The 7,841-nt window shown below is 73.0% G+C and carries 9 protein-coding genes; all 9 read left to right on the forward strand.

From position 1 onward, the window contains the following. On the forward strand, positions 1-1,098 hold a 1,098-nt coding region (locus ACZDWJ_RS08515), incomplete at its 5' end, for an AAA family ATPase (RefSeq protein ID WP_463520515.1). Between the two features lie 94 nt (positions 1,099-1,192). Then, the gene (locus tag ACZDWJ_RS08520) at positions 1,193-1,642 is read left to right on the forward strand and encodes an acyl-CoA thioesterase (protein WP_463520516.1); all 450 of its coding nucleotides are present in this window, start codon (positions 1,193-1,195) and stop codon (positions 1,640-1,642) included. Positions 1,643-1,670: 28 nt separating this feature from the next. Continuing rightward, positions 1,671-1,964 (forward strand): hypothetical protein, encoded by a 294-nt coding sequence (locus ACZDWJ_RS08525; protein ID WP_463520517.1) that lies wholly within the window; start codon positions 1,671-1,673, stop codon positions 1,962-1,964. Positions 1,965-2,015: 51 nt separating this feature from the next. After that, positions 2,016-3,185 carry a signal recognition particle-docking protein FtsY gene (gene ftsY, locus ACZDWJ_RS08530; protein WP_463520518.1) on the forward strand — a complete coding sequence of 390 codons (1,170 nt, stop codon included), beginning with the start codon at positions 2,016-2,018 and terminating at the stop codon, positions 3,183-3,185. A 219-nt stretch (positions 3,186-3,404) separates the two neighbouring features. Then, positions 3,405-4,700: an ammonium transporter gene (locus ACZDWJ_RS08535; protein WP_463520519.1), complete on the forward strand. Its 1,296-nt coding sequence runs from the start codon at positions 3,405-3,407 to the stop codon at positions 4,698-4,700. Beyond that, positions 4,697-5,035 (forward strand): P-II family nitrogen regulator, encoded by a 339-nt coding sequence (locus tag ACZDWJ_RS08540; RefSeq protein ID WP_463520520.1) that lies wholly within the window; start codon positions 4,697-4,699, stop codon positions 5,033-5,035. Before ACZDWJ_RS08535 ends, ACZDWJ_RS08540 begins: the two co-directional genes overlap by 4 nt. Positions 5,036-5,134: 99 nt before the next feature. Beyond that, positions 5,135-6,502 carry an ammonium transporter gene (locus ACZDWJ_RS08545; protein ID WP_463520521.1) on the forward strand — a complete coding sequence of 456 codons (1,368 nt, stop codon included), beginning with the start codon at positions 5,135-5,137 and terminating at the stop codon, positions 6,500-6,502. Continuing rightward, a complete protein-coding gene (locus ACZDWJ_RS08550; protein WP_463520522.1) occupies positions 6,499-6,837 on the forward strand; it encodes a P-II family nitrogen regulator in 339 nt (112 codons plus the stop codon). The genes ACZDWJ_RS08545 and ACZDWJ_RS08550 overlap by 4 nt, the downstream gene beginning before the upstream one ends. Positions 6,838-6,882: 45 nt before the next feature. Beyond that, a partial coding sequence (locus tag ACZDWJ_RS08555) for a [protein-PII] uridylyltransferase family protein (RefSeq protein WP_463520523.1) occupies positions 6,883-7,841 on the forward strand: 959 nt, incomplete at its 3' end.

Raw genomic sequence — 7,841 nt, forward strand, 5'->3', positions numbered from 1 at the left:
GCCGCCGCCCAGGAGCGCGAGGCCCGTGCCCGCGCCGCCGCCCGGCGCGAGCGCCTGCGTCGCGAGGCCCGGGCCGCCGAGGCCGTCGGCACGGCCGTCGGCTGGGTGCTGGCCCGGCTCGAGGTCTCCGTCGACGCCGCCGCCCGCGCCCGCACCGAGGTCGAGCAGTCGCGCACCGAGCGCGAGCAGCGGCTGCTCACCGTGCGCGGCACGCTGCGCGACCTCCAGCGCGACCTCGACGAGCTCGTCAGCTCGGTGCACCGCGACGAGATGGCCCGCGCCCAGCAGCGCATGCGCATCGAGCAGCTCGAGCAGCGCGCCCTCGAGGAGCTGGGCCTGGCCGTCGACACCCTCGTCGCCGAGTACGGCCCGGACCAGCCCGTGCCCGGCTCGGCGCCGGATGAGGACGGCGAGCTGCCCGACCCGACGCCCTACGTCCGCGAGGAGCAGCAGAAGCGGCTGCGCTCGGCCGAGCGCGCCCTGCAGATGCTCGGCAAGGTCAACCCCCTGGCGCTCGAGGAGTTCTCCGCGATGGAGGAGCGCCACCAGTTCCTCACCGAGCAGCTCGAGGACCTCCGCAAGACCCGCCGCGACCTCCTCGACATCGTCCGCGAGGTCGACGCCCGGGTCGAGCAGGTCTTCACCGAGGCCTACGCCGACGTCGAGCGCGCCTTCGACGCCACCTTCGCCCGGCTCTTCCCCGGCGGCGAGGGACGCCTGGTGCTCACCGACCCCGACGACATGCTCACCACCGGCGTCGAGGTCGAGGCCCGCCCGCCGGGCAAGAAGGTCAAGCGCCTCTCGCTGCTCTCCGGCGGCGAGCGCTCGCTGGTGGCCGTGGCGTTCCTGGTGGCGCTGTTCAAGGCCCGGCCCTCGCCGTTCTACATCCTCGACGAGGTCGAGGCCGCGCTCGACGACACCAACCTCGGACGCCTCCTGCAGATCTACGAGGAGCTGCGCGAGAGCTCCCAGCTGCTCGTCATCACCCACCAGAAGCGGACGATGGAGGTCGGCGACGCCCTCTACGGCGTCACCATGCGCGGCGACGGCGTCTCCGCGGTCATCAGCCAGCGCCTGCGCGAGCCCGCCGACGCCTGAGCTTGCCGACGTCTGAGCCCGCCGACGCCTCAGCGGCCGAGGTCGGCTAGCCTCGCGGCGCGCCGGGACCCCGGCGCCGAAGCCGAGGAGAGCCATGCCCCGCGTCCGCCCCACCCGCGACCAGTACGTCGCCTGGCGCACCGTCACCACCCGGTGGCGCGACGACGACGCCTACGGCCACCTCAACAACGCCACCTACTACGAGCTCTTCGACACCGCGGTCAACGCGCACCTCTACGAGTTCACCGGCGTCGACGTGCGTCGCCTGCCGCAGATCGGCGTGGTCGCGGAGACCTCCTGCCAGTACTTCGTCGAGATCGGCTTCCCGGCGCCCATCGAGATGGGCCTGGTCGTCGACCGCATCGGCACCTCCTCGGCGATCTACCGCATCGGCCTGTTCCAGGGCGACGGCGACGAGGCCGCCGCCGAGGGCCGGTTCGTGCACGTCTACGTCGACAACACCGATCCCGCCCGGCCGGTGACGCCCATGCCCGATGTGATCCGCGACGCGATCACGCCGCTCCTCCGCACGGCTGAGGCCTGAGTCACCAGACGCGTGTCACCCTGGAGACGTGGCCGCCCGCGGCCGCGCTCCCTCCCGCCTCGCACCACCCGTCTCGGAAGGCACCACCGTGCTCGTCGTCGCCATCGTCACCCTGATCTGCCTGCTGGTGGCCGGCCTCGTCCTCTTCTACGTCGCCTATCCCCACCGCGGTCAGACGCCCCCGGCGCAGACCGAGTGGCTCGGCGACGTCCTCACCCGCGCCGTCGACGCCATGCCCACCCTCTCGACCGAGGAGTCCGCGCAGGGCGCGGAGTCCGAGGCGCCGGCGACCCTGCGTGAGCGGGAGCTCGCCGACCGCTGACCCACCCCGCCCGGCTGGGGCCCGTGCGCCCGCTGCTGGTTGGATGAGCGCATGGCCCTGTCCTCGCTCGAATGGATCATCCTCGTCGCGGCCATCGCGGTCGTCGGCCTGCTGCTGGTCGTGCTCGGCCTCGTCGTCGGCCGCGCTCGCCGCTCCGCGCCGCCCGCCGCGCCGCCGCGTCCCGTCGACACCGCCCCCACCGCTCCTCCGCCGCTGGCGGAGGAGGCGGCCACCGACGTCCTCGACGCCCCGGTGGCGCCGCCCGCGCCGCCCGCGCCGCCCGCGCCGGTCCTGGAGCGCCCCGAGCCGGCCGCGTCCCGCCTGGTGCGGCTGCGCCAGCGGCTCGCCGGCAGCCAGGGCGCGCTCGGGCGTGGCCTCCTCGGTCTGCTCTCTCGCGACCGGCTCGACGAGGACACCTGGGAGTCCATCGAGGACGTCCTGCTCACCGCCGACATCGGCGTCGCGCCCACCCAGGAGCTCGTCGAGCGGCTGCGCACCCGCCTGCGCGTCGAGGGCGGCACCGCCCCCGACGCCCGTGCGGTGCTGCGCGAGGAGCTCGTCACGCTGCTCTCCCCGGAGATGGACCGCGGTCTCCAGGTCAGCGGCGCCGACGGGAAGCCCGGCGTCGTCCTCGTCGTCGGCGTCAACGGCGCGGGCAAGACCACCACGGTCGGCAAGATCGCCCGCATCCTGGTCGCCGACGACCGCTCGGTGGCCCTCGGCGCGGCCGACACCTTCCGTGCCGCCGCCGTCGACCAGCTGGCCACCTGGGGCGAGCGCGTCGGCGTCGAGGTCGTGCGCGGCCCCGAGGGCGGCGACCCCGCCTCGGTCGCCTTCGAGGCCGTCCGCTCCGGCGTCGAGCGCGAGCTCGACACCGTCATCGTCGACACCGCCGGCCGCCTGCAGAACAAGGCCGGCCTCATGGACGAGCTCGGCAAGGTCAAGCGCGTCATCGAGAAGCAGGCGCCGGTCACCGAGGTGCTGCTCGTGCTCGACGCCACCACCGGCCAGAACGGCCTGATCCAGGCCCGGGTGTTCTCCGAGGTCGTCGACGTCACCGGCATCGTGCTCACCAAGCTCGACGGCTCGGCCAAGGGCGGCATCGTGGTGGCCGTGCAGCGCGAGCTCGGCGTCCCGGTGAAGCTCGTCGGCCTGGGGGAGGGGCCGGACGACCTCGCCCCCTTCGACCCCGGCGCGTTCGTCGACGCCCTGCTCGGCTGACGCCACCCCGACCCTGCGACACCCGCGGGACGGACGGCTCCGGAGCCCGTTACGCGCCTGAAACACCCGGAGTGGTTTCGTTTCACCCCCGCAACACGACGTGCGCGCCCGCCGAAACCTCGCCCCGCGAAGGTTCTCCGCAATGGGGCGAGGCCCGGCGTGACAGTGCGGTCGGTCGCCGGCACGGCCTCCCCGGAACGAAAGATCCCTGGAGGTTCTGTGGACGGCTATTACGCCTTCATGCTGATCGCGACGGCCCTGGTCCTGATGATGACCGTGCCCGCCCTCGCGCTCTTCTACGGTGGCATGTCTCGGTCGAAGTCCGTGCTGAACATGATGATGATGTCCTACATCGCCGCGGCGATCGTGGGCATCCTCTACGTCGCCGTCGGCTGGTCGATGGGCTGGAGCGGTGACGGCGTCTTCTTCGCCGACCCGACGACGCTGGCCTGGCTGAAGGACGTCGACACGTCCGACTACATCTACGTGATGTTCCAGATGACCTTCGCGATCATCACCGTCGCGCTCATCAGCGGCGCCGTGGCCGACCGCATGAAGTTCGCCGCCTGGGTGGTCTTCATCCCGATCTGGGCGCTGGTGGTCTACTTCCCGCTCTCCCACATGGTCTTCAGCTGCCAGCCCTCGGCCCTGATCTGCAGCAAGATCGGCGCGCAGGACTACGCCGGTGGCACCGCGGTGCACATCAACGCCGGTGTGGCCGGCCTCGTGCTGGTGCTCCTGCTCGGCAAGCGCCTCGGCTTCGGCCGCGACCCGATGCGTCCGCACAACCTGACCCTCACCATGCTCGGCGCCGGCCTGCTCTGGTTCGGCTGGTACGGCTTCAACGTCGGCTCGATCGTCTTCGGCGACGACTGGAGCACCGCCGACGGCGCCAAGGCCAACATGGCCCAGTTCCTCTCCGAGACCGGCCGCACCTTCGGCAACACCACCCTCGCCACCATGGCCGCCATCCTCGGCTGGCTGATCGTCGAGCGGCTCATGCACGGCAAGGCCACCTCGCTCGGCGCGGCCTCGGGCATCGTCGCCGGCCTCGTCGCCATCACCCCGGCGGCGGGCGCGGTCAACCTCTCCGGTGCCGTCGCCATCGGCGCCATCGCCGGTGCGGTCTGCGCCTGGGCGGTCGGCTGGAAGTTCAAGCTCGGCTACGACGACTCCCTCGACGTCGTCGGCGTGCACCTCGTCGGCGGCATCATCGGCACCGTCCTGATCGGCGTCTTCTCCACCTCCGACGGCGCCGGCGGCGTCGACGGCCTGCTCTACGGCGGCGGCTTCGGCTCGCTCGGCGACCAGACCCTGGGCGCCCTCACGGCCATCGCCTACTCCGGCGTGCTCACGCTGATCATCGGCCTGGCCATCAAGTTCACGATCGGCCTGCGCATCGACGAGGACGCCGAGGTGGCGGGCATCGACCTCGCCGAGCACGGCGAGTCCGCCTACGACCTGCACACCTCGGGCGGCTCCGGCGTCCTCGCGGGCCAGGGAGGCCAGGCATGAAGCTCGTGACCGCGGTGATCAAGCCGCACAAGTGGGAGGACGTCCGTGAGGCCCTCGAGGGCTTCGGCGTCACCGGCATGACCGTCAGCGAGGTCTCGGGCTACGGCCGGCAGAAGGGCCACACCGAGGTCTACCGCGGCGCGGAGTACGACGTCGCGCTGGTGCCGAAGATCCGCATCGAGATCGTGGTGCCCGACGACGACCAGGAGGCCGTCGTCGGGGCCATCGTCGCCAGCGCCGGCTCGGGCCGCATCGGCGACGGCAAGGTGTGGGTGACGCCGGTGGAGTCGGTCGTGCGCGTGCGCACCGGCGACACCGACGAGGCCGCCCTCTGAGCCTGGCTGCTCTCAGCGCCCCCAGCGTGGCGCAGCGGGCTGGACCCGCTCCGTGGTCTGTTACACGCCTGAAACAAACGCCTCGCAGAGTGGTCGCCCATGACCTTCGCGACCCCCTCCGTCCTCGGTCTCGCGCCGCACGTGGCGAGCGCGGCGGCGCCGTCGAGCATCGACTCCGGCGACACCGCCTGGCTGCTGGTCTCGACCGCGCTGGTGCTGCTGATGGCCCCCGGCCTGGCCCTCTTCTACGGCGGCATGGTGCGCTCCAAGAGCGTGCTGAACATGATGATGATGACCTTCGGCGCGCTCGCCGTCGTCCTCGTCGTGTGGACGCTGGTGGGCTACTCGCTGGCCTTCGGCGACGACCTCGGCGCCGGCCTGCTGGGCGACCCGCGTCAGTACGCCGGCCTGGGCCAGCTGCTCGAGCCGTCGTCGAACGGGGAGTCGACCTACCCGCTCATCCTCTTCGCGATGTTCCAGGGCCTCTTCGCGGTCATCACCGGCGCGCTGGTCTCCGGCGCGATCGCCGACCGCGCCCGCTTCGGCGCCTGGCTGGTCTTCGTCGGCGCCTGGACGCTGCTGGTCTACGCGCCCGTCGCGCACTGGGTCTTCGACTTCTCCGCCGGCGACCACGTCGGCGGCTGGCTGGCCAACGAGGTCGGCCTCAAGGACTTCGCCGGCGGCACGGCGGTCGAGATCTGCTCCGGCGCCTCGGGCCTGGCGCTGGCGCTCGTCCTGGGCAAGCGCGTCGGCTTCGGTCGCGACCCCATGCGTCCGCACAACCTGACGCTCGTGATGCTCGGCGCCGGCCTGCTGTGGTTCGGCTGGTTCGGCTTCAACGCCGGCTCCGCGCTCAGCGCCGGCCACTCCGCGGCCGTCGTGCTGGTGGCCACCCTGCTCGCCGGCTGCACCGGCACCCTCGGCTGGCTGCTCGTCGAGCGGTTCCGCGACGGCCACGCCACCTCGCTCGGCGCTGCGTCGGGCATGGTGGCCGGCCTCGTGGCCATCACGCCGTCGGGCGGCTCGCTCTCGCCGATCGGCGCGCTCGTCATGGGCGCTGTGGCCGGCGTCGTCTGCGCCTACGCCGTGGGGCTGAAGTACCGCTTCGGCTACGACGACTCCCTCGACGTCGTCGGCGTCCACCTCGTCGGCGGCATCGTCGGCACGCTCGGCATCGGCCTGCTCGCCACGGCGGCCGCGCCCACCGGCGTCGACGGCCTCCTCTACGGCGGCGGCCTCACCCAGCTGGGCAAGCAGGCCATCGGCGTCGGCGCGGTGCTGGTGTACGCCTTCGTCGTGTCCGGCATGATCGGGTGGGTGGTCGACAGGCTCATGGGCTTCCGCGTCGACGAGGAGCACGAGGTCAGCGGCATCGACCTCGTCGTCCACGCGGAGGCCGCCTACGACCTCCTGGCCTCCCCGGGCGCCCGCTCGGCCGGCACCATCTTGAACAGGAGTGACGCATGAAGCTCGTGACCGCGGTCATCAAGCCGCACAAGTGGGAGGACGTCCGCGTCGCCCTCGAGGCGGTCGGCATCTCCGGCATGACCGTCAGCGAGGTCTCGGGCTACGGCCGGCAGAAGGGCCACACCGAGGTCTACCGCGGCGCGGAGTACGAGATCAGCCTGGTGCCGAAGATCCGCCTGGAGATCGTCGTCTCCGAGGAGGACGCCCAGACGGTCGTCGACACCATCGTCACCAGCGCGGCGTCGGGTCGCATCGGCGACGGCAAGGTGTGGGTCACCCCGGTCGACACCGTCGTGCGCGTGCGCACCGGCGATCGCGACGACGCCGCCGTCTGACCGGCCGATCCCGCATCCCGAGCCCGCAACCCCGTCCCGGCTCCCGTGACCGCTGACCAGCGCGCCCAGCGCACCGCTGAGGCCGACGCGCTGTGTCGGCGCGCCTACGAGGACGCCGGCGGGGGCGAGGTGGGCATGGCGCTCGTCGCCGTCGGCGGCTACGGCCGCAGCGAGCTCGCGCCGTTCTCCGACCTCGACGTCGTGCTGGTCACCGACGACGACGTCGACCCCGGGGCGGTGGCCAGCGAGATCTGGTACCCGCTGTGGGACTCCGGCAGCACCATCGACCACTCGGTGCGGCGCTTCGGGGAGATGGTGAGCGCCGCCGACGCCGACCTGCGCGTCGCGCTCGGCCTGCTCGACATCCGCCACCTCGCCGGCGACCCCAACCTGACGCTGCGCCTGCGCACCACCATGCTCGCGCAGTGGCGTCGACACGCCCGCGAGCGCCTGCCCGCCCTCCACGAGCTCGTCCGCGCGCGCCACCAGCGCGCGGGGGAGATGGCGCACCTCTCCGTGCCCGACCTCAAGGAGGCCGACGGTGGACTGCGCGACGCCACCGTGCTCAAGGCGCTCGTGGCCACCTGGCTCGTCGACGTCCCGCACGTCGCGCTCGAGCAGAGCCGTCAGTCGCTGCTCGACGTCCGCGACGTCGTCCACGCCATCGCCGGGCGCGCCACCGACCGCGTGGCCCCGGAGATGTGGAGCGAGCTGGCCGAGGGGCTCGACCTGCCCGACGCCCGCGCCGCCCAGCGCCACGTGCGCGAGCTCGGACGCCGCCTGACCCACATCTCACGGCTCACCTGGCGCCGGGCCGCCGACGTGTGGACCGTGCCCCGCCCCACCGGGCCGCGGCGTCCCACGCTCACGCCGGTGGCGCCCGGCGTCGCCCTGGCCGGCGGCGAGATCGTGCTCGAGCGGGGCGCTCGTCCCGCCGACGACCCCGGCCTGCTGCTGCGGGCGGCCGCCGCGGCCGCCGAGCACGACGTCGTCCTCGCGCCGCC

The sequence above is a fragment of the Nocardioides sp. B129/18 genome (genome assembly GCF_055282735.1).